This window comes from Methanosarcina sp. 1.H.T.1A.1 (assembly GCF_000979295.1).
GTDB lineage: Archaea > Halobacteriota > Methanosarcinia > Methanosarcinales > Methanosarcinaceae > Methanosarcina.
On the sequence record NZ_JJQY01000003.1, the window covers coordinates 1 to 26,916 of the forward strand.

Genomic DNA, 26,916 nt, shown 5'->3' on the forward strand with positions numbered 1-26,916 from the left:
TTCGTCGGCAGCGTCAGATGTGTATAAGAGACAGGGGTACAGGACTGCTCGGCAGCCACTCAGAACCTCCTGCTTGCAGCTCACGATTTTGGGCTTGGGGCAGTCTGGACAGGGATTTATCCGATGAAGGACAGGGTCGATGGTTTTCGTAAAGCTTTTGGGCTGCCTGACCATGTATTTCCTCTTGGTCTTGTGCCTATCGGCTACCCTGCCCAGAAACCCGCACTTCAAGACCGATACACTGAGGATAAAGTTTACCACAACAGGTACGGCCAGAAAAAAGAATGATTCTGTGATTGATGCTGTTCAATACTGGCAGAATCAAAAATCTGTACAAACTGGTGATTTTATTGACTATAAGAGTTGTTGCAAAAAATCATATCAAAACTGACAAAATTCAAGAATATATAGATTTGTGTAAAAATCTTGTTGAAGAATCGTTAAAAGAAGAAGGCTGCATAGAATATGGGTTGTATCAGGAATTAGAGAATCCGGGAATCCTGACGATATTAGAAGAATGGAAAGATAAAAGCAGCCTGGATGAACACTTAAACTCCAATCATTTTAGAGAAATAGTCCCTTTACTTTCAGAATATCTTGAGAAAGAAACTGAAATTAATGTATACAAAAAAAAGCTGTGATTTATCTTTTTCATTCCCCAAATTCTACTCCCATGCATTTTTTGAAGAAGTGGCATCAAACTCGATATGAGAAATGAAACTGAAGAAGAATGAGTAATGAATAATCGGAGGATACAAACAGTGAAAGTCGTCGCATTTAACGGAAGTCCACGGAAGGGAGGCAATACAGCCTCTCTCATAGAACACGTTTTTTCAGAACTTGAAAAAGAAGGCATTGAAACCGAAATGGTGCAGCTTGGAGGAAAAAGCATTCACGGCTGCATAGCCTGTATGAAATGTTTTGAAAACATGGATCGAAGGTGTGTAATCGACAAAGACATTGTCAACGAATGTATTGAAAAAATGATTGAAGCCGATGGTATAATCCTTGCATCGCCTACATATTTCGCCGATCTGACACCTGAGCTCAAAGCTCTTATAGATAGGGCGGGCTTTGTTGCGAAAGTCAATAACGAAATGTTCAGGAATAAAGTTGGAGTGGCTGTAGTTGCGGTAAGGAGAGCCGGATCAATCCACGTTTTTGATTCTATCAACCATTTCTTCACCATTTCCCAGATGATTATCCCCGGATCCAGTTACTGGAACATAGGGATAGGGCTTGCTGAGGGGGACGTTGAAAAGGACGAAGAGGGCATCCGGACAATGGAGACCCTGGGACAGAATATGGCATGGCTTTTGAAAAAGCTCCATTCATAACTTAATGAGAGAGGCAGACTTACTTTTTTATTCCGGGAAACGAATTCCATAGGTAGAATAAGGGGGGAAATAAAATGAAAATTCTTTACATTTACGCACAGCAGGAACCGAAGTCCTTTAACGCTGCCCTTAAAAACACTGCCCTTGCAACCCTAGAGGAAAAGGGTCACGAAGTCAAACTCTCAGACCTTTACGCAATGAACTTCAATCCCGTGCTCACTGAGGGGGATTTCACGGACCGGAAAAAGCCGGATATTTTCAAGCCTTTCTTTGAAGCAATCCACGCCTCAAAAACCGGGGCATTTGCTCCCGACATCAAAGCCGAGATGGAGAAAGTAAAATGGGCCGACATCCTGATTTTCCAGTTTCCGATCTACTTCACGTCCATGCCTGCGATCATGAAAGGCTGGATTGACCGGGTCCTGGCTCCGGGTTTTAGCTTTAACCCGATTACAAAAAACACCTACGAAACAGGGCTCCTGAAAGGAAAATCAGCAATGATTGTCACCACCACCGGGACTCCGCAGGCATTGTATGTAGAAGGAGGGGTTCACGGGGACATGAACAGGCATCTGGAATCCGTAACCCACTGCGTCTTTGAGTTCATGGGGATGAAAGTACTGCCATCTTACATCATCTATGAAGTGAGCAGCTTTTCAAAGGAAAAAGGGGCAGAAGAACTCGAAAAGTACAGACAGAAAATATTTAGATTAGGGTCAGATTCTGTGTAACTCCTTTGCTTAAAAAATTGGATCTTGGATCAAATACAATAGCAATGAACCAAAGTAATTCCAAAACTAAGTTATGAAAAATATTAAAATATAACATCCAACCCCATATTCCGCAGTATTTTATCCAAAATCAACATTTTTCCCGATAAAGTTTTGCAACATCTCCAAATAATGACAGAATTGTATAGAATCCTGTGAATGTACAGATGTTATAAAAATTCATATTGTGATAAAAATTTATAGCTGGAAAAATATAAAAATCAAGAAATTTGGTGCGAAAAGTTGAATTTATCATCATAAAGAAATTTAGAAATCTATATATCATTGGATACATATTATTATGAAGTACTTTTACAAGTTCCCATCTGGAAGTTCATTCTTGAACACTCGAAGTAAAAATAGTAGAGGATACAGACACTTACAGATAATATGAATAAGATCAATTTGAGATAATAGAACCAAAACTCGGGGAATAAGGGGTTGAAATGATTAAAATGGCTACATATATGAGAAAGGTATACATAGGGACCATAATTTTGTTAATCCTAGTTATATGTATAATCCTCTATTATACTTAAGTAACGGATTAATTACAAACATTGCACTTTTAAATATAATCCTTCATATTATTCTCGTTTTCACTGTATTAATATTTGCAGATGGCTTTGCAATTAAATATGCAGACCGATAAATATTATGGATGTGATAGTTTTCATTATTACTTTTTGGATTATTTTAAATATACGTATTTTAATTTTGTATTTAATACAGATAAACCACTTCTTTTTTGAGTTCGTGGGCGTGGATGTGCTGATTTGTCTAATCATCTACTATAATGTCAGAGTCAGTCCAAGAGAAAGGGGACGAAACAGTTTGAGGTACAGGCAGAATTGTTGAGGTTAGGGCGAGAGAATAGATACTTCATTGGCTTTTAAAAATTGGAATCTATGGGTCAGCGAAATTACATTAGTGGAGGGTGAGTTATTAATCGAATATCACAAAAAGGCACATTGACACATAAAAGAGCAGGTCTTAGAGGCTGTCTTAAAATTAAATACTCCTTTTCTCTTGCTTCTTCTTCAATGTCAAAACGATGTATAAGGCTTCCTTATCCCAGTGATTTATCCAACAGAGAATGGGACTTAATTAATCCTCATCTTCCCACTCTTCGAAGTACTCGTGGTCGAAAACGTGTTCATTCTTATCGAGAAATACTAAAACCACAGAAACTCCAGGAGTCCGTGGGTATGATGCTGGCAAGAAAGTTAAAGGGAGAAAACGTCACATTCTGGTGGATACAATAGGGTTACTGTTGATGGTTGTGGTTCATACAGCAGATATCCAGGATCGAGATGGTGCTAGACTTGTTCTGGAACAAGTTAAAGGAGCATTCCCTCGATTATAGCTTATTTGGGCTGACGCTGGTTACTCAGGTAAACTGATTGAATGGGTCAAGATAACATGTGGATGGGTACTAGAAATAGTTAAGCATAGAGATAATATCAAAGAATTTCAAGTACTTCCACATAGATGGATAGTAGAGCGGACATTTGGATGGCTAGGTAGATATCGAAGGTTAAGTAAAGAATACGAAGGATTAACAGAATCAAGTCAAGCATTGATATATGCTGCCATGATCAGAATGATGATTAAAAGAATCGATAATATAAAAAATTGAAGAGAAGGAGAATAATTTTAAGACACGCTCTTATAATTACGATTTTTTAGAAACGGATTTCCTAAGTTTTCAAAGCAAATAGTAAAGTTTATTATATCGAATGTTTATTATTGCTGTTGGATCTTTCATCCAAAACTCTAGAACTAAGTTCGTTAGAGATTCAATATCACCAATTGAAGTTTAAAAAGTAGAAAACTCGATTGATCATTCGGAATTTGAAATACATAGACGCGATTTTGAGTTTTGCGATCGGCTCGCAATAAAAGAACTTGCTTCAAAATGTCTCCAATACCTCTGAACCAATATTTAGGAGTAGATAAACCAAGATCAATGGAAAGAAATGGAATATCTGCTTTTGGCCAAAAACATGAGTAGTCGGATTTTAATAACCAGCTCAAGAATAGAAATATAATAGAGTAGAAACTAGAAGGCGAATAAGCTATGGAAATAATCAAAATGGCTATGCGTATGATGAGAGTATACTTCATATTTGCAGTGCTAATTATAGCTACTTCATATATTGGAAATGAATACTTAGGGTTCGCACTTTTGTTAACTGTAATTATACTCAATGCGGATTTGCTTAAAGATTTAGTCAAAGCTAAAAAAGCTGAAAGCTAAAAATAGATCCTGATATTAATTCTCCAAATGAAGGCGAATCCATATTTAGAATCTTCTTAATCACTTCATCTCTCTCATTTTCAGTACACAAACATTGCAGAGCTGTGCGGCTAAATATGCGTTTAGGTGAATTATATGATGCGGCTATTCGTTTTTTTTGGGGTACTTTTTGCTTTATTTGGACTTTACTTAACTCAATACATTAATCAATATCGAGAGGCATATGGGCTTTGGGTACAGGAAATTGTATATAAAAAGGACACTAGAACTACTGGGATCAAAAAATCAGAATTATTTAGTAAAATTGAATCTCTTGCAAAAGAGTTATGCCAACTCGCAGATGCGATATCTTTTTTATTCACCATTCTCTGCTTCACTTTTCTTATAACAGCTAGTGCAACTATTTTGAATTTGAGATTAATCAACAGTAGTACTCAAAACAGTAGCGTCCCCAATGAAACAGCTTGCGCAGCGATTTTGAGATTACTCAACATTAGTACTCAAAATGATTGCGAATGTATGATGTTAATATTATCTTTAATCCTTTCTATAATTTTGTTCGGTTCATTACCAAGAATCTTAAGATATGCGAATATAAATATAATAAACCCCAGTAAGACGAGTAAAATCGATGAAAAATTATTTGATGTGTGGTATAAACACCGGTGTTTTGAACACAAAGACGATCCCTTTAGTTTAAAATTACAACCAAGAAGACTTTACGAAATACTTGCAAGGAAATACGAGAATGAAGAAAAAATAAATGGAAAAGATATTGAGATACCTAAGAATATAAAAAACAAAATGGAAAAAGAGGGATTATTTAAGAAGAAAAACTTTAATCCATAAATATGAGATTATCGAGTGGATTTTAAATTTTTGAGAACAGAATCTGGACTTCGAGTTTGGGACAACAAACGAAAGCAAAATCCGGACCTTCATACAATCAAATTGAAATCCTTACTAGATACCCAAGGTCTCAATTATAAAACCGATATTTTAAGACATGTCTGGAGCCAGCCATACTTCAAAAACCAGACCTTTGCCACAGCATTTAACAGTAAATTTACCATGCTCGCTGCTATCACAGGCTCTCCGAAAAAAGGAGCGCATGGAGACCTGAACAGGCATCTGGAATCCGTAACCCACTGCATCTTTGAGTTCATGGGGATGAAAGTGCTGCCTTCTTACATCATATATGAAGTGAGCAGCTTTTCAAAGGAAAAAGGGGCAGAAGAACTCGAGAAATATAGAAAGAGAATTTTGGAAATTTAAATCGAGAAGAAAACACCTGTATTTATTTTTTTGAGAATTCAGGACTGGAGCTCAGCCTGCACCTTGTACAACTTTCTAATAATATTTATATACACTATTTTTGCAAAAAGCTTTATTAACCGTTATGTATGTTCAAACATATCATTTAAATCCCATACAGGTGCGTGGAAAACCAGAAATAAAGTGGACACGGACCGGAAACAAAGAAATTGATACGAAAAACAGCATCAAGGGAAAAAAGGTATCAGAGGAAATAGAAACATAAAAATAAGGAATTTATGAAGGGAATTTTTGAGGCAAAACATGATAGACCTTTTTGAGCTTTACTTTTACGAAGACTGCCCCTATCAGGATGAAAGCGCAGAACTGCTCAGGCTTGAAGGCAGGGGAAAAATGAGGATTATATCGAGAGAAAACGGGATCTGTGCCTGCGCCGGCGACCTATCGGAATATTATGAAAGAAAAGGTCTGAAAAACCTTAATTACCTCAAAGATGGTCAGCCTTTCAAACCCGGGGATGCGATTATCGAAGCCGAGGGAGACCTCAAACTCCTTTTCAGGTTCTGGAGGGTTTCCCAGACATTCCTTACCCTCATGTGCGCCATTGCCACGAAAACAGCCTCTATGGTAAGCGCAGGCCGAAAGGCAAATCCTGACCTTATTATTGCAACAAGCCGAAAGACCCACCCCGGAGCCAGGATATTTGAACTTAAAGCCGTCAGGGCAGGCGGAGGGGACATCCACAGGAACTCCCTCAGCGATTCCATCCAGCTCAGCCAGAACCACCTGGAAGTTGCCGGGGAACTGGGAGAACTCAGAGCTATGAAAAAAATAGAAATCGAGCCCCGGTCGAGGGAAGAAGCCCTCAGGTACGCAATACATGCGGATATAATGCTCCTTGACCACCTGTCTCCGGCAGAAATGCAGAAGGTCGGGCCCGAACTTAAGAAGTTGAACCCGAAACTTGAACTTGCAGTGGGAGGAATCGAAGCAAAAAGAATCCCCGAATATGCCCCTCTAGTGGACATAATCGTCACAAGTGCTCCCTATTATGCAACTCCTCTTGACTTTACAACGAAGATCGAAAGACTGTAAGCTGAGAAAATAAAAGGTGGATGCATGTCAGAAAGCAAAAATTTACAGGAAACCGGGAAAAAAGAAGAAAACGGAATCCTGCTCGCCCTTATAAGTGCGCTCAAAAAAGACCTTGGACCTGCCCTTGAAGAAATCGAAGTAAAGGAAGTAAGGATAGGGCTCGCCTATACCGGAGTCCTGCTTTCCGAAAACTACGGAGGTGTTGCCTGCACCCCCCTTTACGAGTTTTCAGGCTGCCCTGCCCTTGGTTTTGCAGATACCCTGAAAGGCAAAACTACGGATAAACTGCTTGAACTTGTTCTGTCAGAAAACCCACTTGAAGCTGCAGTTGGAGTTGCAACTGCAAACGCGCTTTCCCACATGCTCTGTGACCTGAAGCCCGAAAACTTTCCTGTTTCAAGCATAGATATCCTTGACCTCATAAAACCTGAAGATAAAGTTGCGATGGTAGGCTATTTCGGGCCTCTCGTCCCGAGAATACTGAAAATAACCGATAAGCTTACAGTCCTTGAAAAGCGTGAAATCGAATTTCCTCAAACCATGACCCTGCCCTCGGAAAAAGCCAGAGAAATACTCCCTTCATCGGATGTGATAATTCTCAGTGCAAGCACCCTCGCCAACCGGACTTTTGATGAACTTCTTTCCCTCCGGGGTGCAGCAAGGGAAGTTGTCCTGCTCGGCCCAAGCGCGCCTCTCTATCCGGCACCGTTTTTTAGTAGAGGTATTACTGCAATAATGGGAACCCGAATTATTGACCCCTTAACAATGCTTACGGTGGTCAGTGAGGCGGGAGGAACGAAAAAGTTGCACAAGTGCTGCGGGGAGAAGGTAGCTTTCAGAAGAAAAGAACAAGAAGAAAATAAGTCTGCTTGAAATAAGAAAACGGGCAGGATCGATGTGATATGAAACCATCGATCTTATGCATTTATGTTATGAACGCTTGAAAACCAGTACCGATAAAAGCCCTAAAATAACCATTATTGAAGTGAAACCAGGCATTTGATTGGTTGTCTCATTACCAGTGATCTCTTCTTCATTACCTGATAAATTGGAATCATCAGCTTCATCAGGATATGGTCCATCAACTACTGCTATGTCTTCTGTTATGTATCCTATAAACTCAAAAACGACTGGAACGTCACTTATGCCTTCCTCCTCACAGCTTTCGTCTATTACCTGATATATTTCATCAATTAACGATTCATTTACTTTTTCGGAACTATATCCCTCGAAACCTACGTTTAAATATCCATTCATGTTGGGTCCGAAGCTGCTCACTGGGCCACCGAATTCAACAAAGTACGGCGTAATTCCTGTATCAGTAATATAAGGGTTAGAAAGTGCCCGTTTACACTGAACAAGTGAATCTATCCATTCCACTTTTTCACTGGCATCTGTGATTACAGGCATTGTTCCCCGAGTAGCTACACATAATGGATTCTTCTTAGCGTCTTCAAAAACCTGAGGCCCATAGTCCGGTAACGGAAGATCTTCCTCGTCCTGTGCCCACATAAAAACCACAGGAATATCACTTATTCCTTCCTGCTCTTCGCAGTAATTCTCTATTTTCTGATACATCTCGTCAATTCTTGAGTCATCTACTTCTTCTTTATATGCAGATCCCAATTCAATAATAAGTATATCACTGGCAGCAATGCTTGATATAGAACTGTCAAATTCTGAATATGATGGCCCTATTCGGTTAAGATTTAGCCAGCAATCTACAATTGAATTTTTCCACTCCTGATCAATTGTTTCCGGTATGGTTCCCCTGTAGGCTATGAACGAGGGATCGTTTGCGAATTCCGTAATAGAATCAGAGATTTCATTAGATTCGGAATCATTCAGTTCGCTATCATCTGCACTTGCAGAACCGGATAATAAAAAATAAATAAATAATGTAAGCATCAGCCATTTGACGATATTGCTTTTTTTGAACATTTAAATCAGACCTTTATTAGTTAATTCAGGGCTCTAACTCTTACTATTGCTTTAAATTAATCTCAAAATCAAGTACTTGCGAGTTTGTGAAAAATGGCATATTTAGAAATCTTAGTGTTCTATACTACTGACTTCAGAACTCAACTGCACAATTTCCTTAAATGAGATAGTGGTAGAGTACAAAATACTTTTTAAATTTTTTAATTATATACTTACTCGCTTAAACCGAGAAACTATGACTCAAAGACTACACAATTTTTTTGAGACCATATGGATTTAAATTAAGAATAAATTGGGAAGAGATTCATATTTATGAACGGAAAGAAAGATAGAACCGGGAAGCAATGAATATTAAAAAACAAATTTGAAGAAGCTTCAACCGCCAGAGAAACTTATATATAGGCATAAAAATAGAATTATTTAGTATATATTTACAGTTTTGAGTTATTTTGGGGAATAACTAAGAGAACTGATAGTGTAGCAATTTTAGAGTGCATGGGGAGAGGTAAAAAAGCAATATTTGGGGGTATAAAGAAAATATGGCGGTGGGACATGAAAAAAAAGGGTCTGAGATTTATGAAAAAAACAGGTCTGCGGAATATGAAAAAAAGATATTGAAACCAAAAAACGTATGGGAAGAGTTTTTTGCAGATAAGAGAAGTGGGGGTCACAGATCTTCAGCTGAAGAATTTCTTGCTATGGAGGCAAGGGAAAAATTATTCCATCTGGATGGTGGAAAAACCCTTCTTGACTTTGGGTGCGGAGCTGGAGAACTCCTGGTTTACTATGCGCCAGAATATGAAAAGACGATAGGAGTTGACTTTTCCCCGTCCATGCTTGAGGAAGCAAGCAAAAAAATAAAGGAAAGGAATTGTGAAAATATAACTTTAATTCTGGCTGACGACAAAACTGTCTGGGACAAGCTGGACTCTTCCTTTGACCGAATAAATGCAGCTGGAGTATTGCAGTACCTGACATATCAAGAAATTGATGATTTTATTTTCAATGCATCAAAATATATTAATAAAGAAGGAAAAATAGTATTGTTTGACATGCTGGACCCTCGCTTATACCCATTGTGGAAAATAGGGCTGTTTTCACAGGATAAAAGCTGTAGGAAAATATTAAGCAAAGTGGTTTGTGGGGTTAAAAATTCAATATCATCAAGCTTGAAAAACCGTCCGAGAGACATTTTGGGGTATTCCCATTATCCCAATAAAATTAAAAAAATTGCAAATAAAAATGGTTTTGAAATGATTTGTGTACAATCAATGTATTATGAATACAAATATCATGCAATAATATTTAGGAGTTAAACGGCTGTTCAGATGGAGATTGAATCAAACCTGCTTTCGGCAGATGAACGTAAAAATTCATTTTATTTTTTGTTGACGAGTAACATTCACTTTACCATCAGATATCGGAACTGAGTCATTCATCGCAGATAAAAATAATTATCTGTTTGCACGAGGCTTAAAATTGGACGGAATTGAAGTTAGAGAATTATTGCCATCCGAATACAAAGAATGGAATTTGCTTGTCGAAAAAGCTCAACCCGGTATACTCTTTCATACCAGTGAATGGCTTGAAATTTGCAGGGATGCCCTGTCAATAGATCTAAAAATCTACGGTTGTTTCAGAAACGGTGAGCTTGTAGGAGGATGCCCCCTTTTTGTTAAAAATATCAGGGGGATATTGAAAGTGGCAACTTCAACCTGTAGAATGACCAGCTACAGTGGGCCTCTTATAAAAGAGAGTGCCAGCTCTAAAGCAAGTAAACGTGTACAGGAAACTCATGATATCCTCAATCCCCTCAGGGAATTTCTCTGCAAGCAGGGATTTGACAGCATTCGTCTTACGTTCGCTCCAGGCTTTGAGGATATAAGACCGTTTACGTGGAATGGATGGGATTCCGCCGTGCATTATACACATTATCTGGATCTGAAAGAAAACATAGACAGCAACCTTTCAAGGGAAAGACAGGTGGAACTTAAAACCGCAACTGAGGCAGGACTTAAAACCAGGGCATTGAATGACCCTGAAACTTATTACCGTCTGCTTTCACTGGCCTATGAAAAGCAGAATTTAGAGCCCCCCTTGCCCAGAGGTTTCTATGAAAGAGTATTTAAGCTAATTCAGGAAAAAGACATTGGATACATGTTTGTCTCAGAGACTCCTGAGGGTGAAGCTGTTGCAGCTCACTTAAATCTGTACGGAAAGAAATGCGCTGTAATCTGGACCTCAGCCCTGAACCCTGATTTTGATCGTTTGGGCACCATTGCTCTTCTGTATTATAATGAATTTCTTGACCTGAAGTCCCGAGACTTCAAATACATGAACGTAATGGCAGCAAATATTCCTGCATTTGTGGATTTTATTATGGGCTTTTCTCCTGAGCTAATTCCATACTATAGTGTGACCCTGGAGAGCAAAAAATATTCAATCGCGAAAACCTTATACAAAACCACTCATAAGGAAACTTATTGATAGAATACGAAGTTTCTTTAAAAAATACAAAAGTAAGGATTTTGACTCCGTTCCAAAATCCAGTGATTTTTTCATTTTTTGATTGAAATATCGAATTTTGGTGGAAGATCTTGTGGAAAGCAAAATTAGTATTAAAAATTGCATTACTACCTGAAAAAATGAGCTTGAAGACACATTGACCTTAGAAGTTGCAAACAACATTCGTCATCTGCAACTCCTGATCATTTGTATACTTCAGTGTTCAAACTACTTAATCCAAATTTCTTATTCAATGTAGTACGTGACCTGTACTGACATTGAAACGGTAGACTCGCCTGGCTGAATAGGAGTGGAAGCTGCCCCTGCGCTCTTTGCTTCTGTTGCCATATCGTATTCGTAATATACTCTGGAACCGCTGTTTTCACTTACAGATGAAGTCTGCACACCAGTAATCTCAACCCCCAGGCTCTTAGCAAGCGTAGTGGCTTTTGATGATGCATCAGCTACTGCTTCATTCATCAGGTCTTCACGAAGCTGCTTTTGCATGTCATCAGATACTGAGAAAGAAATGCGTCCAATATCATTAGCTCCGGCGGCTGTGGACCTGTCAATGATCTCACTCAGGTTGTCGAGCTTTGTGGTTGTGATCTGCACACTGTTGGATGCAGAGTAACCTGTGATTGTTTGTGCGGCATCATAGTTGTATACAGGGGACACGGAAACATATGAAGTCTTTATTTCCTTGTCCTGCAATCCCATTGCTTTGAGTTCTGCTATTACAGCGCTCATAAGGGCTGCATTTTCATCGGATGCTTCCTTTGCAGTTGCAGACTGAACTACAACACCTATGCTCAATGTTGCTGTGTCAGGGACAACTTTCTGTTCAGAATACCCACTCATGGAAATAGTATTTTCCGTATCCTTTTCAGACCCACTCTGTGAAGTGGAGTATATCGTTGCTGCCATCAGCACCAGAACAACTGATAGCGCAATGATAACGTAATAAGATTTATCGTTTTTATTTTCCTGTGACATTTTCACATACTCCCTGTTCAATGCTTTATTAACTGGCGATTCAGCTAATTCTAACAAGCCATAAATGTACGCACACATATTAAAGAATTACTTAAACTTCAACTACGGTCGCAGTTATGATAATCACATGATATTGCAGGAAAAATTGTGTCCACAGGAAACTGAAAAGAGAAAAAAGGTGAGAGCTTTATATCACTCTCACGTCATCTGTTTGTTTTGCACTATCCTTTAACTGAGAATCCGTGAAAACAGACTTAACTTACTTCCTTGCTTTGATCTTAGCAAAGAGCTGTTTTAAGGTATCTTCGTTGCTCTTCGTAAATTCGAAGGGCGAGGTTGTGAAAGGTTCGAAGTGTACTGCCACGTCGTCGAGCCTGTAGAAGGTTCCGTCACATTCCATGGCATCAAGGACTCCGGGAAGTACAACATCCGAAGCAGCTGTACTCGGGCAGGGAGCAATGTCCAGACAGACCAGGGGGATTTCGGCAAGATAGGAAGCACAGTCCGCAGGGATGTGGCAGACAAGGTCGGCGCACATCACAAAAGCTGCATCCACGTCCTTTTCCCGCAGAACGTCCACGGTTGTAAATTCCCCGGGGTTGTAGCGCGGATATCCGCGTGTGAAGTCAAGCCCGAAGGGGTAGCCGTACATGTAAGAGGCGACCTGGTTAAAGCCTGCCACGTTGCAGTGGCCGCGGAGTGCGCCCAGGGTGAACTTGGAATAGTTGTTCAGCTCCTTTACCAGATTCATGGCAATTTCGGCATTCCTGTGCTTTCCAATTGAAGAAGAAAGCCCGAGCCCCACTGAGATGGCTCCGAAGTTGCAGTTCTTCATCATGTCAAGCATCTCTTCCATCACTGAGATGGGGATACCTGTGACCTCTTCAACCGACGGGTGAGGAGTTTTTCCATGGAGCATGGTCAGGAGGGCACTGGCCAGTTCGTAATCAGAGTTAGGTTTGAGCTGAATGTGCAGGTCTGAAGCCTCTGCCGTGGGAGTCTTTCTCGGGTCGATGGTGATGACTGTCCTGTCGAAACGCCCGCGTTTGGTCCAGTAACCTCTCGGGAAAACCCCATACCTGGACATCTGCCGCGGCATGGACTCAAGAGGATTTGTTCCCCAGTAGATGATAAGGTCGCCCCTGTTTTTCTTCTGCCCTTCCGTTGCGCCGACTTTTCCGGATTCCTGGATTCCCATGGCTGTTGGCCCGTGGCAGATTGTTGCATTGGAGTCAACAATCGCACCCAGGTATTCCCCTATCTTGAGCCCGACTTCATGCGCTTCACAGGAGGTTTCGCTGCCCATGAAAAGCAGGGGTCTCTTTGCCGAAACAAGAATATCAGCAGCTTTTTCAAGAGCTTCATCCCAGGCTGCAGGGGTCAGTTTTCCTTCGCCTTTTATAAGGGGCTGCCTGAGCCTGTGGGAACTTACAACTTCCTTGAACTTGGCGTTTCCCATCTTACATGCATTTTTAGCTTCAATCTTTCCGTCTCCGAACTCGACCTGGATATCGTCACAGGACGCCCCGCAGACCGGACAGACTATGTTTTTGTAAATCATACTCACTGCCCTCCCATATACACTTTCAGCACTACATCTTCGGCGCTCAGGACCTCTTCTTCCGTGGGCTCAACCTGCACGGGGGCACCTTTGTAGAGGGGAGAGCCCGTAGAAAGGGTGTCCGGGTCGATGATAACATTGGACCAGATAGCCCTTGGCATGAACACATGCCCCGGACAAACTGAATCCGTACATTTCGTATAGACCACGACAGAATGCTTTCCATTCCGGCTTGTAACCTTCACTTTTTCAGGGGAGCAGAGGGACCCGAAATCCACAGGGGAAAGCCAGCAGGATGCGCATTCCATGGTGTAATCGTCCGTGAACTTGTCCCCGCCTTTGGCAAGCCTGCCTTCATCAATCGTACTTCCGGTAATGAGTAATACTTCCATGCTTCTCACCTCAGAGTTCCGGATTTGCATTTGCAGCCGCGTAGAGCACTCCTTTTGCCCGCTTGCTGATCGCATAGTCCCCGGTGAACTTCTTGAATTCTCCTGTTAGCTCAACCCCACCCTGGGTGAGTCCGTCTACCATACCTGTATATTCGAAACCCGGAGTGAAGCGTTCGATTAACCCCCCGACAACTATGGTACCGGCTGCCATTTCGGCGCCAACGCCGCGAAGAGCTCTGCCCTTCACAACGATGACCCCGCCATTCTGGCGAATCCCGCAGAAGCCTTCAACATTGCCTTCCACCAGAATTTCTCCGCCGTCCATACCGCCTCCGAGCTGGTGCCGCGCCGAGCCTTCGATCACTATGCGGCCGCCTTTCATGCCGTGCCATTTACCTCTGTAAGCACAGCCAACATGGTCTCCGGCATTGCCTTTGATATGCAGGAGCCCGCCCAGCATTTCCATGCCTGCCCAGGAATCCGCATCTCCGGATACGAGAATCTCGCCTCCTTTCATCCCTGACCCTACATGCATGCCTGCAGAACCTTCAATTTCAATTTTTCCTGCACTCATGCCTTCTCCGATCCTTTTGACCCTCATTACGTCGCCTTTTATGCGGATCAGAGTCTCAGCTGCAGAGCTGCCTCCATTACCTTTAACTTCAAAAAAATCGGAAAGAGGGTAGGTCTTTGGCCCCTGCCAGATGGGTAGGCTTCCGATTTCTTCGGCATTTTTATCTGCAAAGGAGTCAGGAGTTATGACATCTGCCTCCAGTTTAATGTCGATCTCTCTCTTAAGAATAAGAATTACTTCTGACATCACTTCACCTCTCAGCATTAACCTTTATAGGAGTCGGATTTTCCAGATACTTTTCCGGAGTCGGGTAGTTGGCAAAGCCCAGGGTATAGTACCTGAACCACTCCTTAACGTCGGCCAACATCTCCTTTTCCCGTTCGTCTTCTACGTGCACTTCGGAATAATAAGTCCGTTTTTCGGGAACAGCGACGATTTCTCCTTTAACAGCCACAATTTCCCCGCCCTTCACGGTGTATTCTGCTTTCCTGAAGGTCCTGATGAGAGCCTCGTAATTGTTCGGGTCAAGCTGCTGCGGGTTTATGTTATAGACTGTAACATCCCCGTCTGCGCCCACGCCAAGAGAACCTTTCCTGTGAGCCATGCCAATTGTCTTAGCAGGGTTAGCTCTGGTCAGTATCGCAAGGTCATAGAGGGAAAGTTCCCGATTTACGCCTCCGAGTGCACTCCTGTCATTTGCCCACTTGTGGCATTCACTGAAAGTCTGTTTCCGGAAAGCCTCGGACATGAGCCAGGTCATGACCTCAGGATATTTCGTAAACGGCCCGCCGTTGGGACTGTCTGTAGTCATGATGGTCTTCCAGGGGTCGTTGATAAGCAGGAGACATTCAAGTCCCATTGCCCACTGCAAACTGTGTACCGGGTTGGACTTTAGGTAAGTAAAGGGAATGACACCTGACCCACACTCCATCTCAACATCAGTATTCGACCACTTGTTTCCTGTAAGCGTGTAAAGGTCGTGAATAGCAGGTCCGTCTCCGGTCATGACAGTGGCTTCTCCGAAGGGCGTACATCCACTGTCGATTACTACGTGGTCTTTGTTGTTGATGTAGTCAGCAATGTCTTTAACACCGGATTCGCAGTCTGCCCAGGTGGTGCCTGCAAAACTGTTGAACATCAGGTGGGTGAGGTATACGGAACGGTCCCTTGAAGGGTCCATTTTGGTTTCCGCCCATTCAACGTCCATGTTCTGTCTGGTCTTTACTCCATCAGGAATTTTCAGGGAATCTTTGGTAACTGCATAACAGCCGGGGTGTCCCAGGTTGTTGGCATGCAGGTGGACAGGCATTGGCATTCCAAGGCGTTCGTTGATCTCGGTAAGCCCTTTTATGACCTCCCTGGGGGTAATTTCGAAATGGATGTTAGCCTCATCAAGCGAACTTACGTTTTTGCCCCAGCCCCAGTTTTCAACTCCGGCAGGGTTGACGCATTTGATCCCATAGGTCTTGTGAGTCTTCATCATCCAGGCAACATAAGCCGCAGCCTTTTCTATGTCCCCATCCCGGAGGTAACGCATTAAGAAAAAGTTGTTTCCGAGCACTAGATACCCGCCCATGTCAAGAAGTGGAGTTGCCTTCATCTCTTCATGGGTGTGGCGGGCTTCAATAGGAGGGACTGCAGCTTCAAAGACAGTTGTGTAACCCATTGCTGCATAATCGTACCCCTGTTTGTAGACCGAGGGGACAGTGTAACCTGAACCCGAATGGGTTAGTGAAGTTTTCTGGAGAGTCGCCTTATAATGGTCTTCGGGACGCATCGACCTGCCAGCGTTAACCTTTGCCCCGGCCACGTGAGAATGAGAGTCAACTCCTCCGGGCATGACCGTCATTCCTGAAGCATCAATGACCTTTGAATTTATCAGTTCGGCCGCAGAAAGTTCTTTTACAACTTTTCCGTCCCTGACGAAGACATCCATTCTCTCCCCTTTTATTTCGTTAAGGGGATCAAAGACGTATCCGTTCTTGATTGCAATTGTTCCTGCCATTTATTCCACCTCTTTTTTCACAAGCCGGATCGCATTAACAGGACAGATAAGGGCACAGGCTCCGTCTGCTCCGCAGAGGTCCTGGTTTACGACTGAAATAATTCCGTTCTTAACCCCAAGGAGAGCTTTTTCATCCATGTTGTTAAGGTGCCCTGCAGCAAGTTCACGGTTATTGAGAGCATTTACCGGACAGACAATCACACAGTTTCCGCAACCCAGGCAAGCAGCTTCATCCGTTTCCAGGCAGGTACGGAGCAGAGCCTCCGGAACAGGGGCTTCAAGTATCTTTTTCTCGAGGGGGCCCTTTTTCTCAACATCCGGCAGAATTGCGGTTTTTCTAACATCAATGGCCTCCACAGGACAGGAAACCGCGCAGGCCCCGCAGTAAATGCAGGCATCAGGTCTGTGCGTAATCTTTTCGACTATTTCCCCGGGTTTAGCCTTTTTATTGAAAATAGCATTTGCAGGACATACTTCCACACAGGTATGGCAGGTCTGACAGACAGTCTCATCCCGGGTCCAGCGTCCTTCAAAGGGTTTTTCCACGGAAATAGCATTCACAGGACAGACTGCAGCACACCAGCCGCAGTGGATACAGCACTCCGAATCAATGTGGGTCTTTCCGACCAGCTTCAGGCTCCCATCAGTTGAAATCTCCCTTGTGACCTCAATACAGCCTCTGGGACAGATATCTTCACAAAGCCCGCAGTGGACGCAGCTTTCATTTACTGACGTCGGCCTCATGGACCTGGAAATATAGGACATGTCAGTGAGGGGTTTTCCTTCCTGCTTCAATTCAAGAGCGCCTGTGGGACAAACTTTCGCACAAATTCCACAGACAATGCAGTCTTCACTCTCTTTCATTCCCAGGAAATCAGCATCCAGGAGCCCTCTTGCTATAGCTCCCACAGCCCCTACAGCCAGGGTGCCTTTAGGGCATGCCTGTACACAGGTCCCGCAGCCAATGCATTTTTCAGGCTTATAGACCAGCTGCCTATCTTTTTTTTCGGAAAAGACAGACAATCGCATATCATCTTGCATTTTGATTACCTCTCAACGTTATTCTGTGCATCCGCCGCACAGCAGCTCATTATCGTGTTGAATAAACATTTCACCGCAATTTTTACAGCACTGTATCCGCTTTTTCTTCCGGACCGGAACTTCCAGGTCCATAGATTTCCAGGAATACACCTTTTCTCCTGCAGCCAGGAGGATGGGTACAACCTCTTCATGGGGAAGCTTTTCAGTGTTCAGGTACCAGGCGTGGAGTTTGGGATAGTCCTTTGTCTTCTCAGTGTCGAGGATGATTCGGACACCTTTTATGCTGTGCATTCCTTCAGGCGCCTGTTTGTTTACCGTGACCGCCATCTTCCCCAGGTTCCTGATCTTCAACCCGTTGTTCCCGATGGTAGCTCCGGCAAGGATCTGGAAGGGGTCAGGCATGCAGCTTTTTGTTTCGCAGGTCACGTATATGCGCTCCCCGTCCAGGACATCGAGCTCCCGTCTTGCGATATTGAGCATCTGAATGCCGATTAACGCCCCGGAGGTCAGGAAGCCGTGAAAGGGGACGACCTTTTCAATCTGTGAAAGCAGCTCAGGATCCTTTACCTGTTTCAGGATCGCCTCCATGTTGTGTTTCTCTTGATCTGAATTCTTATGCAATGTGTACACCGCCGTAGGTTTCGCCGTTATGTTTAAATAAACATAACGCCAAAGATGTTGAATGCAGACAGGATAAATGTAATACAGCCAGCATATTTGAAGGAATCGCATTATGTAGATTTCAACATAACGCAGAAGGATACACTGTATTTATAGGTAACTTTTTCACAGAAATTCATTAATTTATGTTATAATTCAGGGGCAAGATTTCAATACAAGGGACAGAACCCCTCATAATTGGCCGGTCATAGAAAAAAACACCAGCCAGAACTCTACAGCTTCCCGATATGTAAAGCTCAACATATCTATAAAAACGGAAGACTGGACTCTTGCGCTCAAAATATATAAACCACTATTTTATAAAATTATCGATGGAAAAGGGATTTTCCTTCAAAAATAGAACAAAGGCGAAAAATTCGATTTCTAAAAAGCCAGTTCTCCCCGGGAAACAAAAAGATGTTATTATTTAGGAGCAAACAGACTGAAATCTTCAGGCACTTCTTATTCTGCGCCCCGACCTGGCCGGAGCCATTGGGATTCGACCAGATGAAGACATAAACTTCAACCACACTGGAAAAATCAAGTATAAAAATATCAACACTTCAGGAGAAGGTGAACTTTCGTATCCAAGCTCCAGATTATTACATGCAATATTCCCACATTTACTTAAGTTGCCCGTTCTCTGATTCAATCCATATTTTAATCCACAACTTAGACTCTTTTTCTGGAAACGTTCGTTGGGAAAGGAAAATAAAAGAGGATTTGGTACTATCAATTAATGTCAATTACTGGCCATAGCTTTTGTTTAATCACTCGGCGAGTTTGACAATAGCTGCTCTTTCAGCAAGAACATTCCTGCCTTTGCGGTCAATAACCATCAGGGTAATTTCAGTGCCTGCTTTGAAACCATAATTATCAGAAGTGTTATCGTCCCCATCCACACTTGCTTTTACGCTGGATTCTACGGTTCCCACTGCACTGTCCTGCCCACATAGCACAAGCCTTTCCCCGACATCCCATGAGCCGTCTTCAAGAGTATCCCTGTTGTGAACAACATAGCATGTGGAATTTTTTCCTCCAGGACTCAAATCCAAGTAGAGGATGGAGAGAGTCCCACTGAGGGAACTTCCCCCATGTCCAGGAATGCCCTGGTAGGAATTTCCATTTCCAGAAATCCTTATCGATATAGAGTCTAATGGAAGGGGATCTCCTCCTTCATGAATGAGGACAATCTGATTTTCTTCAAGCCTGGCTCTCTCAGCCGTTGGTCCAACACCGTAAAGCCCTCCTTCGCAGGATTCAAGAGTAATTTTTGCAAAAGGAGGCTGAAAATTTGTCCTGCCTTCGGAGAGATTAATGCTGCTAGCAACTGCCCCCACAAGCACAAAAACGATTAGAAGAAGGAGCAGGGAACCGATAACAGGAGAGAGACCTTCCGGTGCAGACTTTAAGAAATAAAAGAATTTATGCCGGAGATTTCCCCACGCCTTCATCATGAATATAATATGTAAAACTTGAATAAATAAGTTATTACTTGTTTAAAAATCGTCGAGGATTTAAAACAAAACCTGGAAAAAAATGAGGAGAAGATTTGTCCCGGGTTATTTCTTTTTCCGACGTGCTTTTTCCTCATATTCCTTTTCGAGTTCGAAAATATCCCGAACGCTTTCCAGTTCTTTTTTGCTCCTGGAATAACGCGAAAGTACCGTAGCAACCCCGAATAACAGAGCTATAATTGCGGCGAAGAAATACATGGGCGCTGATTCAGCATAGTATTTAACCTGAATAGCCTCTTCCCGTGCTCCCATCCTGGAAGAGATCCACAGGAGAGTCTGCCTTCCTTCCTCATCGAAGCTTGTGTCATAAGGTTCAGGCCTTGCTATCCCGAATACCCTGTTACCTGTAGCAAAACCCTTTGGAAGAACCACACGGATAAACTCGGAGTCAGGTTTCATAAAGGCAAAACTCTGAGTTCCGGGCGTATCAAGGGTGTATGCAATAAAACCCGTAACAGGTTCTTCAAATTCAAGGTTTATTACCTTCATATTCCGGGTAATTTCCTGCGTAAGAGTATAATTGATATCCGAAACGTTGCTGCTGTTTGAAAGCCTCATAAAAGTTTTTGAACTTGCTACAGTTTCGTTTGCAGGTTCCGCCAGAAGCACGAGATTTTTAATGGGGTCTTCATTAGAACCTCCACCAAGGGAATCAGGCGGAAAAATTTCAAGCTTGCTGCTATTTATGACGAGCTGGACGACCTGCACCTCTGTGTTGTCTCCCAGAATATAATATGTGGTGGTATTTGCTGGAATTTCATTATCCCACTCATCCAGAAAAACCTCATATTCATAATTGGAGATATTGCCAGGCTCATCCAGAATGATCTCCTTTTTTTGGTCAATACAGCCCGACATGAAGACCACCAGCAGGGCAAGGAGCATAAATATACTTTTTGTTCTCATTTTCACGGAAGAATTCTCCCTTGGGCTTGAAGCGATCTCTTTTCAGCCTGCAGCAATTTTCCTTTTATTTAGAGCGAAGCTTGCAGGATCTGTAACAGGTCAGCCTTTATCCTATGCTCTCTCTTCTTAATAAACAAAACGGATAACCTGTCAGAAGAAAAACACAAAATAGCTCCGGTTTAGCTAACAGAAAAGTAAAACTCATTGCATAAAAATAAAAATAGGAATAGCCACAATAAAAATAGCAATCAAAGCTCAAGTTCAGGTTTTTGATTCTCCTGAAGAACTCAGATACCTTTCTACCATAGGCCAGTCAATTTTTTTGATATATTTTGCCTGAAGTTTGGAAACGTAAAGAATATTGCTGCCAACAAGGATTTTCAGGTCAGAGGGTTTGGAAGAGGATTCCCCAAGCGGGAGAAGCACAGGCCCCTCCGGAGAAGTGGAAAGCCTGAAGTCCTGCTCGCTCTTCCTGATGTAAGCCCTGACTTTTTCATCAATTGAAAACACCGGAATCATATAATGCACCGTGCAGAAATTGTCCGGGGAAGATAAATAGTTACAGGGTATCGGATCTGGAGAAAAACCAGAAACTTTACATTGGCAAAAAGAAACTTTACATTGACAAAAAGAAACTCCGAAACTCAGAAGCTGCCGGGCAGTTTTAAATTTGATGAAAGCAATTTAGAACGAAGATAACATGATGATGAAAGACAAAGGAAAACTTGTAATCTGGCCTGTATACATTGACCAGACTAAATCCAGAAGCAATGGAAGGATAATCTCTCGAAAAAATGCCGTAAAGGAGCCGCATCTGAATGAGATTAAGGAAGCTGCCAGGCAGCTGGGCCTGAACCCTGAAGTAGAGCCTGAAAAAGCCTATCCAAAATCCTGGTGGGAAGTCAGCGGGAGAGTGCTCGTGGATGATAAGGGTCCAAAATCCGTTATTGCAAAGCAGATCTCTTTGTCAATAAGAAAGATGAGAGGGCAGGAAATCCCTTCTAAAGCGTAAACTCACAGGCTGACACCTTTATGGCAGGGAAAGAGCACCCTTAGGGAAAGCCTCATCCATATTCGGGAAATATGCCGGATATTCTTGAGATTTAAAAAGAACGTTTATATCATTTGGATACAAACCCTGCATACATGTCCGAAAACAATAAAAAAATACTGCCTGTCATAAACAACAGTTCAGGTAATATCAAAAAAAGTGTTAAGAGCCCCTATCAAGAAGTCAAGCTGGGATGCGGGTGTGACTCTGCTTCCTGTGGTGGCTGTGCCGGATCCCTGGGGATGAAGGCAGGTTCCGGAAAAGACGTAGTATACAGAAACGTATTCTCGTATCTAATGATCGTAAGCGTTATTCTCCTTGTAACTTATATTGTGAAACAACTTCTAACTTCGATACTAACTTGAATCCGGTTCAGGAAGAAGCAGCCGGAAACAATAAGTCCAACCTTTTTATTTCAACCTTTTATAGGGGTGCCTCATTTCCTTTCCACAGTGCTCGCAGGATACGACAATAAACCCTCCTTTCAATCTGTAACGGGCATTGTGTCCAGGCATAAGGAACGCATAACAGTGTTTGCAGATCCTGCTTTTAATTTCCCCTGGAATGCTAATCCTGTTCCTCATAGAGATATTTCGTATGAGCTGCACGTAACGCCTGCTGCGCTCAGGGTTTTCTGGAAACTCAGCTTTCGCAAGCTCAAAAAGCCGCCACATACGCTGGACTGCTATATTCAGAATAAGGTTTTTCTGCTTTTTTCTAGCTACTTTAGGCATTGATAGACCGATCCTTTTTTTCTGATCAAGGAGTCCTGTTTCAGCCCTTCTCAAAAAGCGAAATCAGGAATCAAGAATAATCACGTTAATATCTGGATTCTTGCTGTGTACAAGGGCTTTAAACCTTTCGGGGTCTCCGTCCATTCCTTCTGAATACCCGTAGTGCATGGGAATAACAAACCTCGGAGAGATAACTGCTACTGCGCTGGCAGCTTCTTCTTCATCCATGGTATATGTACCCCCGATGGGCAGAAGAGCTATATCGGCACTGAAAGTCTCCATCTCCGGGAAGAAGTCGCAGTCGCCTGCATGGTAGATCCTCAAACCTCCAAGTTCTATGATATACCCCACTCCAAGGCCCCTGGGATGGTAGGGTTTATCAAGGTTATAGGCTGGGACCACCTCAATCCGAACCCCTTTGATCTCAAGCCCGTCAGCCAGGATATCCCCTTCAGCAACCCTCCGGGCATCACCTCTGAACTCAAGGGAACAGCTCTCAGGGATCAATGTGGTTGTGTCAGACCTCCGGACTTTCCGAATATCCGCAGGGCTGCAGTGGTCAAAGTGCTCATGTGTAATGAGAAGAATATCTGCCTTGTCATCAAAAGTCGGTTCTGCACCGATCTGATACGGGTCGATATAGATTTTTTTGCCATCCCCTTCAAGCAGAAAACCGGAATTTCCGAACCATTGAATACTAACGCCTTCAATTTTTACACTATTCATATTATACACCTGCTTAACTCTGTTCCCTGCATCTGTGAAAAGAGCCCTGTTAGAGAACTCTACTTTCAGCTCATATTAGATCATATTAGATCATATTAAATCATATTAATAGTAGCCAAATAATAGTATCCGAAAGTATGAACGTCTTTAGATCGGCAACATGTTAAGGTTCTTAAACAGAGTTAAGATCTTTTTTAATGAAACTCGGCTCAAGCACCCTGTTATAGATCATTTTTTGCAGGTAGCAAACGACTGGCAACTTGATTACGACTGCTTCTCTTTTGTTTCCTGCACTGTGGACTCCTATTGATTCTTTTCCATCCGCTATCATGAAGAATTGTTCATCATACTGGAGCCCATCAATTACAATATTATTCATGAAGTCCGAGAATTCTTTTGTAGTCTCTCTAAACTCAAACGGCAGCAATTTGAACCTGTCCAGTTCATTCACAATAAAGGTTAATCGACAAGTTTTTTCCAATTTTTTAAGATCTGCCTCAAATTCCTGCAAGAACTCGGGGCTGGATGCAAAAACAATCAGCTCTTCCTTTACTCCACTGAGAATTTCACGGATTCTATTTTTTATTCCCCACTCACTCTGGATACACCAGACAGGAGATGTTTTAGGAAGTTCATAACTCAATTCATTGAGTTGGTCAAGCGCCTCGATTGCGCAGTTGATGAATTCATCTTTTATCTTGCCTATTACCTGCTTAGGGTCAACTGCACGAAAATAGGTTGGAGAGCCCTGGCGGACTTCCAGATAACCCTTCTTTGCCAGCACTTTAAGAACTTCGTATATCTTGGCTCTTGGCACATTGGTGAGTTCATGGACTTCCCTGGCCGTAGCCTCCCTCAAACTGACAACCCCCACGTAGGCTTTTGCCTCGTTTTCAGTTAGCCCTAGCCTCTCCAAATTATGAATTAACTGAGGATTAAGTTGTGAAAACATTTGTTACCCCTAAAGTAACAATAGATTTAAATCTTTTCTATATCTATAAGCCAGCAAATCTATGAGACTTAAGAACTGATCAAACAGTATAAAAAGGATAGAAATGTAATAATAACAAACCTTGGATGGGGAACCTCCAGCCCAAAGGAAAGCCCGACAGGTTGAAGATGTGAATCCAGGTTCCTAAATGAGACTTCATGTTAAAAATTATGAGAGGAATCAAATATTAAAAAATCTTTTGAAAAACTGGGGTTTATTATTCAGAATAACCGTTTTTCCGTACTCCTGATAGCTTTTCTGTTCATAATCATATCAATGCAGGGAGCACAGCTAATAGAGATGAAAGCAGGAACGGAAACCTTTGTCGGGAAAGACTCTCCTCTCTACCAGAACTACGATCACCTTTATCAGAATATTTTTCAGACACAGTCTATTGTTGTAATGGTAGAGGGCAACGAGGTGAGAAATGCTGACCTGATGGAGGCTGTGGACAGGTTAGAACATCAGCTTGCGGCAACGGATGGAGTGATTGAGACTACAAGCCCTGCCTCCCTTATCAAAACGATCAACTACAAGACAACAGGGAGGTATGAACTTCCCAAACCCAATGAAGAAATAGAAGCTATCATAGACGGAAATCCGTCTATATTCAGTCAAATTATCCCTGACAATACCCATATGTTGATATCGGTAGTAATGGCCGGATCAGCCAATGACAAAACTCAGCAGGATATCCTTACTGCTACTGAAGATGCAGTCCCATTTGCGGAATTTCCACCTTCTTACAATATTATCGTTACAGGTGACCCGGCATTCCAAATCTCCATGAACAAAGAAATGAATTCCAGCATGGGTGTACTTTTAGGGCTTTCAGCTATTTTCATGGTTATTGTACTACTCCTGGTGTTCAGACATGTCCGCTGGTGTCTTCTTCCTCTGCCAGTAGTTCTTCTAGGAATTGTTTACACATTCGGAGCTATGGGTTATGTAGGGATTCCCATGTCCATGGTTTCAATGTCTGCGTTCCCGATCCTCATAGGCGTAGGGATCGACTATGCCATCCAGTTCCATAACAGACTTGAAGAAGAACTGCAGGAAAAAGGGAACAAAACAAGAGCAGTTATAGAAACCGTAAAGCACACCGGACCTGCAGTCCTCATCGCCCTGGTAATGACAGCCCTTGGCTTTTTCTCCCTTTTCACCTCCACGGTGCCAATGATCCAGGACTTTGGAAAACTTCTCCTGATAGGCATTGCTATGTGTTACCTCTCTTCCATATTTGTAGGAGTTGTAACGATTTCAATATTTGATAACTATTCAGATAAAAACCCCTTGAGGAAAGTCGCAAATAAGATTAAACCTGCAAATTCGAGAAAACAGAAAAAGCCTGAGGGAGAGAACGGAAGCGACCATCTAATCGGAGATCTTCTCCAGAAAACCACAGATCTGACGATCAAGTATGATGTTATCGTACTGGGGATAGCATGCTTACTCTGCTTTAGCGGCCTCTACCTTGATCAGTCCGTACCTATCCAGACTGACGTTCAAGAATTTGTACCCCAGGATATGCCTTCCCTTGTGGATCTCAAACACATGGGAGATATCATGGGCGGAAGCGACGAATTAAACCTTATAATAAAAGTTGATGATACAGCCAACCCTGATGTCTTGAAATGGATTGACCAGTTTTCCGAACATGAGGTGGCAACCAGTAGCCATATTTACAGCGCTTCAAGTATCGTATCTCTCGTAAAAGAAAGGAATGGGGGAGTGATTCCTGACACCAGCCAGGAGATAGAGGATATTTATTCCGAAATCCCTGAAGCGCAGAAGAACCGCTATATGTACGGAAAAAACATGCTCCTCCTGAACTTCAATATAGGGAATGCGGTTGCAGACATCAAGGTAATGGGTATTAAAGAACTTACAACCATCGTTAAGCAGGATATGCAGTGGATGCCAGCTCCCCCGGGTATCACGGCCACGATTACCGGAAACTCGGTCGTCTTTATAGAGGTCATTACTGCTCTTACCAGTGGAAGGATAGCAATGACTTTCCTCGGCCTTGTCCTCGTACTCGCAGGGCTTTATATTGTTTACAGAGACTGGGTGAAAGCTCTGGTCCCTATAATTCCAATGGTCATAGTTATCGGCTGGTCAGGAGGGGTCATGAGTTATCTTAACATCAGCTACACTCCTCTAACAGCAACTCTGGGAGCGTTGATCTTAGGAGTAGGGTCCGAATATGCGGTCCTCATGATGGAACGTTACTTTGAAGAAAAGGATAAAGGGCAAAGTCCTATGGAAGCAATCCATATGGCCAGTTCCAAAATAGGAAGTGCAATCGTTGCTTCAGGAGCAACTACCGTATTTGGGTTTATGGCCCTGCTGGCTTCTCCTTTCCCCATGATAGCCGACTTCGGTATGGTTACGGTTATCGATGTCGTGCTGGCTCTCCTGGCAACCTTTGTGGTCTTCCCACCACTGATAGTTTTCCTTGATACCTGGAGGGATAGGAGAAAAGGAGCTCGGACGACAGAAAAAGAAACAGAGATAAAAAAACAAATTCAGGGGGCCGAGATATGACACAAGTGCCCATAAAAAAATTAAGGCAAAAA

General features: G+C 42.6%; 28 protein-coding genes and 1 pseudogene. 15 read left to right on the forward strand and 14 right to left on the reverse strand.

The genetic code is table 11. The features are described 5' to 3' along the window. Positions 1 to 69 precede the first annotated feature (69 nt). The 10 genes and pseudogenes from EO95_RS00510 to EO95_RS00550 all read left to right on the forward strand — a co-directional run bounded on the left by EO95_RS00510 (position 70) and on the right by EO95_RS00550 (position 7,610). Positions 70 to 288, forward strand: a complete 219-nt coding sequence (locus EO95_RS00510) for a nitroreductase family protein (RefSeq protein ID WP_235282791.1) — start codon at positions 70 to 72, stop codon at positions 286 to 288. Between the two features lie 53 nt (positions 289 to 341). Beyond that, a complete protein-coding gene (locus EO95_RS00515; protein ID WP_235282786.1) occupies positions 342 to 641 on the forward strand; it encodes a putative quinol monooxygenase in 300 nt (99 codons plus the stop codon). 120 nt (positions 642 to 761) lie between these two features. Then, on the forward strand, positions 762 to 1,337 hold the full coding sequence (locus EO95_RS00520; RefSeq protein WP_048131313.1) for a flavodoxin family protein: 576 nt from the start codon (positions 762 to 764) through the stop codon (positions 1,335 to 1,337). 74 nt (positions 1,338 to 1,411) lie between these two features. Continuing rightward, positions 1,412 to 2,068: an NAD(P)H-dependent oxidoreductase gene (locus EO95_RS00525; protein WP_048131314.1), complete on the forward strand. Its 657-nt coding sequence runs from the start codon at positions 1,412 to 1,414 to the stop codon at positions 2,066 to 2,068. Between the two features lie 1,082 nt (positions 2,069 to 3,150). Next, positions 3,151 to 3,746, forward strand: a pseudogene (locus tag EO95_RS16875) (IS5 family transposase). A gap of 441 nt (positions 3,747 to 4,187) precedes the next feature. Further along, positions 4,188 to 4,367, forward strand: coding sequence for a hypothetical protein (locus tag EO95_RS00530; protein ID WP_048131315.1), 180 nt, complete (start codon positions 4,188 to 4,190; stop codon positions 4,365 to 4,367). A gap of 135 nt (positions 4,368 to 4,502) precedes the next feature. Continuing rightward, positions 4,503 to 5,216 carry a hypothetical protein gene (locus tag EO95_RS00535; protein WP_048131316.1) on the forward strand — a complete coding sequence of 238 codons (714 nt, stop codon included), beginning with the start codon at positions 4,503 to 4,505 and terminating at the stop codon, positions 5,214 to 5,216. 15 nt (positions 5,217 to 5,231) lie between these two features. Then, the gene (locus EO95_RS18100) at positions 5,232 to 5,642 is read left to right on the forward strand and encodes an NAD(P)H-dependent oxidoreductase (protein ID WP_082105870.1); all 411 of its coding nucleotides are present in this window, start codon (positions 5,232 to 5,234) and stop codon (positions 5,640 to 5,642) included. Positions 5,643 to 5,945: 303 nt separating this feature from the next. Continuing rightward, complete coding sequence (locus tag EO95_RS00545) at positions 5,946 to 6,737, forward strand: nicotinate-nucleotide pyrophosphorylase (protein WP_048131317.1); 792 nt, start codon at positions 5,946 to 5,948, stop codon at positions 6,735 to 6,737. Between the two features lie 24 nt (positions 6,738 to 6,761). Next, positions 6,762 to 7,610, forward strand: a complete 849-nt coding sequence (locus EO95_RS00550) for a Rossmann-like domain-containing protein (protein WP_048131318.1) — start codon at positions 6,762 to 6,764, stop codon at positions 7,608 to 7,610. A 57-nt stretch (positions 7,611 to 7,667) separates the two neighbouring features. On the opposite strand, the gene EO95_RS00555 is transcribed toward EO95_RS00550, so the two are convergent. After that, complete coding sequence (locus EO95_RS00555) at positions 7,668 to 8,678, reverse strand: hypothetical protein (RefSeq protein WP_048131319.1); 1,011 nt, start codon at positions 8,676 to 8,678, stop codon at positions 7,668 to 7,670. Positions 8,679 to 9,289: 611 nt separating this feature from the next. On the opposite strand from EO95_RS00555, the gene EO95_RS00560 reads away from it, so the two are divergent. Both EO95_RS00560 and EO95_RS00565 read left to right on the forward strand, forming a co-directional pair. Then, the gene (locus EO95_RS00560) at positions 9,290 to 9,994 is read left to right on the forward strand and encodes a methyltransferase domain-containing protein (protein WP_048131357.1); all 705 of its coding nucleotides are present in this window, start codon (positions 9,290 to 9,292) and stop codon (positions 9,992 to 9,994) included. Positions 9,995 to 10,157: 163 nt separating this feature from the next. Beyond that, positions 10,158 to 11,165 (forward strand): GNAT family N-acetyltransferase, encoded by a 1,008-nt coding sequence (locus EO95_RS00565; RefSeq protein WP_048131320.1) that lies wholly within the window; start codon positions 10,158 to 10,160, stop codon positions 11,163 to 11,165. A gap of 264 nt (positions 11,166 to 11,429) precedes the next feature. Here the strand turns inward: EO95_RS00565 and EO95_RS00570 are convergent, their stop codons facing one another. The 10 genes from EO95_RS00570 to EO95_RS00615 form a co-directional block, all read right to left on the reverse strand. Further along, complete coding sequence (locus tag EO95_RS00570; protein WP_048131321.1) at positions 11,430 to 12,179, reverse strand: SIMPL domain-containing protein; 750 nt, start codon at positions 12,177 to 12,179, stop codon at positions 11,430 to 11,432. A gap of 259 nt (positions 12,180 to 12,438) precedes the next feature. Then, on the reverse strand, positions 12,439 to 13,740 hold the full coding sequence (locus EO95_RS00575) for a formylmethanofuran dehydrogenase subunit B (protein ID WP_048131322.1): 1,302 nt from the start codon (positions 13,738 to 13,740) through the stop codon (positions 12,439 to 12,441). A 2-nt stretch (positions 13,741 to 13,742) separates the two neighbouring features. Then, the gene (locus EO95_RS00580) at positions 13,743 to 14,132 is read right to left on the reverse strand and encodes a molybdopterin dinucleotide binding domain-containing protein (RefSeq protein ID WP_048131323.1); all 390 of its coding nucleotides are present in this window, start codon (positions 14,130 to 14,132) and stop codon (positions 13,743 to 13,745) included. Positions 14,133 to 14,142: 10 nt separating this feature from the next. Beyond that, the gene (locus tag EO95_RS00585; RefSeq protein ID WP_048131358.1) at positions 14,143 to 14,952 is read right to left on the reverse strand and encodes a formylmethanofuran dehydrogenase subunit C; all 810 of its coding nucleotides are present in this window, start codon (positions 14,950 to 14,952) and stop codon (positions 14,143 to 14,145) included. 4 nt (positions 14,953 to 14,956) lie between these two features. Beyond that, positions 14,957 to 16,711, reverse strand: coding sequence for a formylmethanofuran dehydrogenase subunit A (locus tag EO95_RS00590; RefSeq protein ID WP_048131324.1), 1,755 nt, complete (start codon positions 16,709 to 16,711; stop codon positions 14,957 to 14,959). Further along, positions 16,712 to 17,752, reverse strand: a complete 1,041-nt coding sequence (locus EO95_RS00595; protein WP_048131325.1) for a 4Fe-4S binding protein — start codon at positions 17,750 to 17,752, stop codon at positions 16,712 to 16,714. 18 nt (positions 17,753 to 17,770) lie between these two features. Then, complete coding sequence (locus tag EO95_RS00600; protein ID WP_048131326.1) at positions 17,771 to 18,373, reverse strand: FmdE family protein; 603 nt, start codon at positions 18,371 to 18,373, stop codon at positions 17,771 to 17,773. An 809-nt stretch (positions 18,374 to 19,182) separates the two neighbouring features. Continuing rightward, positions 19,183 to 19,869, reverse strand: a complete 687-nt coding sequence (locus EO95_RS00605) for a type IV pilin (RefSeq protein WP_235282787.1) — start codon at positions 19,867 to 19,869, stop codon at positions 19,183 to 19,185. A gap of 105 nt (positions 19,870 to 19,974) precedes the next feature. Next, positions 19,975 to 20,835, reverse strand: a complete 861-nt coding sequence (locus tag EO95_RS00610; protein WP_235282792.1) for a DUF5803 family protein — start codon at positions 20,833 to 20,835, stop codon at positions 19,975 to 19,977. A gap of 261 nt (positions 20,836 to 21,096) precedes the next feature. Further along, positions 21,097 to 21,354 carry a hypothetical protein gene (locus tag EO95_RS00615; protein WP_048131328.1) on the reverse strand — a complete coding sequence of 86 codons (258 nt, stop codon included), beginning with the start codon at positions 21,352 to 21,354 and terminating at the stop codon, positions 21,097 to 21,099. 187 nt (positions 21,355 to 21,541) lie between these two features. Here EO95_RS00615 and EO95_RS00620 point away from each other — a divergent pair, with 187 nt between their 5' ends. Together EO95_RS00620 and EO95_RS00625 are read left to right on the forward strand one after the other, a co-directional pair. Further along, a complete protein-coding gene (locus EO95_RS00620; RefSeq protein WP_048131360.1) occupies positions 21,542 to 21,847 on the forward strand; it encodes a signal recognition particle protein Srp19 in 306 nt (101 codons plus the stop codon). Between the two features lie 134 nt (positions 21,848 to 21,981). Continuing rightward, entirely contained in the window at positions 21,982 to 22,251 is a 270-nt protein-coding gene (locus EO95_RS00625; RefSeq protein WP_156163937.1) for a hypothetical protein, read from the forward strand. A 45-nt stretch (positions 22,252 to 22,296) separates the two neighbouring features. On the opposite strand, the gene EO95_RS00630 is transcribed toward EO95_RS00625, so the two are convergent. The 3 genes from EO95_RS00630 to EO95_RS00640 form a co-directional block, all read right to left on the reverse strand. Then, complete coding sequence (locus EO95_RS00630; protein ID WP_048131361.1) at positions 22,297 to 22,620, reverse strand: ribonuclease P protein component 4; 324 nt, start codon at positions 22,618 to 22,620, stop codon at positions 22,297 to 22,299. Between the two features lie 63 nt (positions 22,621 to 22,683). Next, positions 22,684 to 23,346 (reverse strand): MBL fold metallo-hydrolase, encoded by a 663-nt coding sequence (locus EO95_RS00635; protein ID WP_048131330.1) that lies wholly within the window; start codon positions 23,344 to 23,346, stop codon positions 22,684 to 22,686. 172 nt (positions 23,347 to 23,518) lie between these two features. Further along, positions 23,519 to 24,298 carry a TrmB family transcriptional regulator gene (locus EO95_RS00640; RefSeq protein ID WP_048131331.1) on the reverse strand — a complete coding sequence of 260 codons (780 nt, stop codon included), beginning with the start codon at positions 24,296 to 24,298 and terminating at the stop codon, positions 23,519 to 23,521. A gap of 225 nt (positions 24,299 to 24,523) precedes the next feature. Between EO95_RS00640 and EO95_RS00645 the strand changes: the two genes are divergently transcribed. Further along, positions 24,524 to 26,884 (forward strand): RND family transporter, encoded by a 2,361-nt coding sequence (locus tag EO95_RS00645; protein WP_052733445.1) that lies wholly within the window; start codon positions 24,524 to 24,526, stop codon positions 26,882 to 26,884. Positions 26,885 to 26,916 lie beyond the last annotated feature (32 nt).

What these genes read in the sequence shown, in the direction of transcription:
- EO95_RS00525 (WP_048131314.1), top strand. Translation starts at nt 1,412, where the DNA reads ATGAAAATTCTTTACATTTACGCACAGCAGGAACCGAAGTCCTTTAAC.
- EO95_RS00620 (WP_048131360.1), top strand. Translation starts at nt 21,542, where the DNA reads ATGAAAGACAAAGGAAAACTTGTAATCTGGCCTGTATACATTGACCAG.
- EO95_RS00625 (WP_156163937.1), top strand. Translation starts at nt 21,982, where the DNA reads ATGTCCGAAAACAATAAAAAAATACTGCCTGTCATAAACAACAGTTCA.
- EO95_RS00570 (WP_048131321.1), bottom strand. Translation starts at nt 12,179, where the DNA reads ATGTCACAGGAAAATAAAAACGATAAATCTTATTACGTTATCATTGCG.
- EO95_RS00590 (WP_048131324.1), bottom strand. Translation starts at nt 16,711, where the DNA reads ATGGCAGGAACAATTGCAATCAAGAACGGATACGTCTTTGATCCCCTT.
- EO95_RS00530 (WP_048131315.1), top strand. Translation starts at nt 4,188, where the DNA reads ATGGAAATAATCAAAATGGCTATGCGTATGATGAGAGTATACTTCATA.
- EO95_RS00640 (WP_048131331.1), bottom strand. Translation starts at nt 24,298, where the DNA reads ATGTTTTCACAACTTAATCCTCAGTTAATTCATAATTTGGAGAGGCTA.
- EO95_RS00635 (WP_048131330.1), bottom strand. Translation starts at nt 23,346, where the DNA reads ATGAATAGTGTAAAAATTGAAGGCGTTAGTATTCAATGGTTCGGAAAT.
- EO95_RS00605 (WP_235282787.1), bottom strand. Translation starts at nt 19,869, where the DNA reads ATGATGAAGGCGTGGGGAAATCTCCGGCATAAATTCTTTTATTTCTTA.
- EO95_RS00555 (WP_048131319.1), bottom strand. Translation starts at nt 8,678, where the DNA reads ATGTTCAAAAAAAGCAATATCGTCAAATGGCTGATGCTTACATTATTT.
- EO95_RS00575 (WP_048131322.1), bottom strand. Translation starts at nt 13,740, where the DNA reads ATGATTTACAAAAACATAGTCTGTCCGGTCTGCGGGGCGTCCTGTGAC.
- EO95_RS00595 (WP_048131325.1), bottom strand. Translation starts at nt 17,752, where the DNA reads ATGCAAGATGATATGCGATTGTCTGTCTTTTCCGAAAAAAAAGATAGG.
- EO95_RS00615 (WP_048131328.1), bottom strand. Translation starts at nt 21,354, where the DNA reads ATGATTCCGGTGTTTTCAATTGATGAAAAAGTCAGGGCTTACATCAGG.
- EO95_RS00580 (WP_048131323.1), bottom strand. Translation starts at nt 14,132, where the DNA reads ATGGAAGTATTACTCATTACCGGAAGTACGATTGATGAAGGCAGGCTT.
- EO95_RS00550 (WP_048131318.1), top strand. Translation starts at nt 6,762, where the DNA reads ATGTCAGAAAGCAAAAATTTACAGGAAACCGGGAAAAAAGAAGAAAAC.
- EO95_RS00610 (WP_235282792.1), bottom strand. Translation starts at nt 20,835, where the DNA reads ATGAGAACAAAAAGTATATTTATGCTCCTTGCCCTGCTGGTGGTCTTC.
- EO95_RS00545 (WP_048131317.1), top strand. Translation starts at nt 5,946, where the DNA reads ATGATAGACCTTTTTGAGCTTTACTTTTACGAAGACTGCCCCTATCAG.
- EO95_RS00630 (WP_048131361.1), bottom strand. Translation starts at nt 22,620, where the DNA reads ATGCCTAAAGTAGCTAGAAAAAAGCAGAAAAACCTTATTCTGAATATA.
- EO95_RS00535 (WP_048131316.1), top strand. Translation starts at nt 4,503, where the DNA reads ATGATGCGGCTATTCGTTTTTTTTGGGGTACTTTTTGCTTTATTTGGA.
- EO95_RS00585 (WP_048131358.1), bottom strand. Translation starts at nt 14,952, where the DNA reads ATGTCAGAAGTAATTCTTATTCTTAAGAGAGAGATCGACATTAAACTG.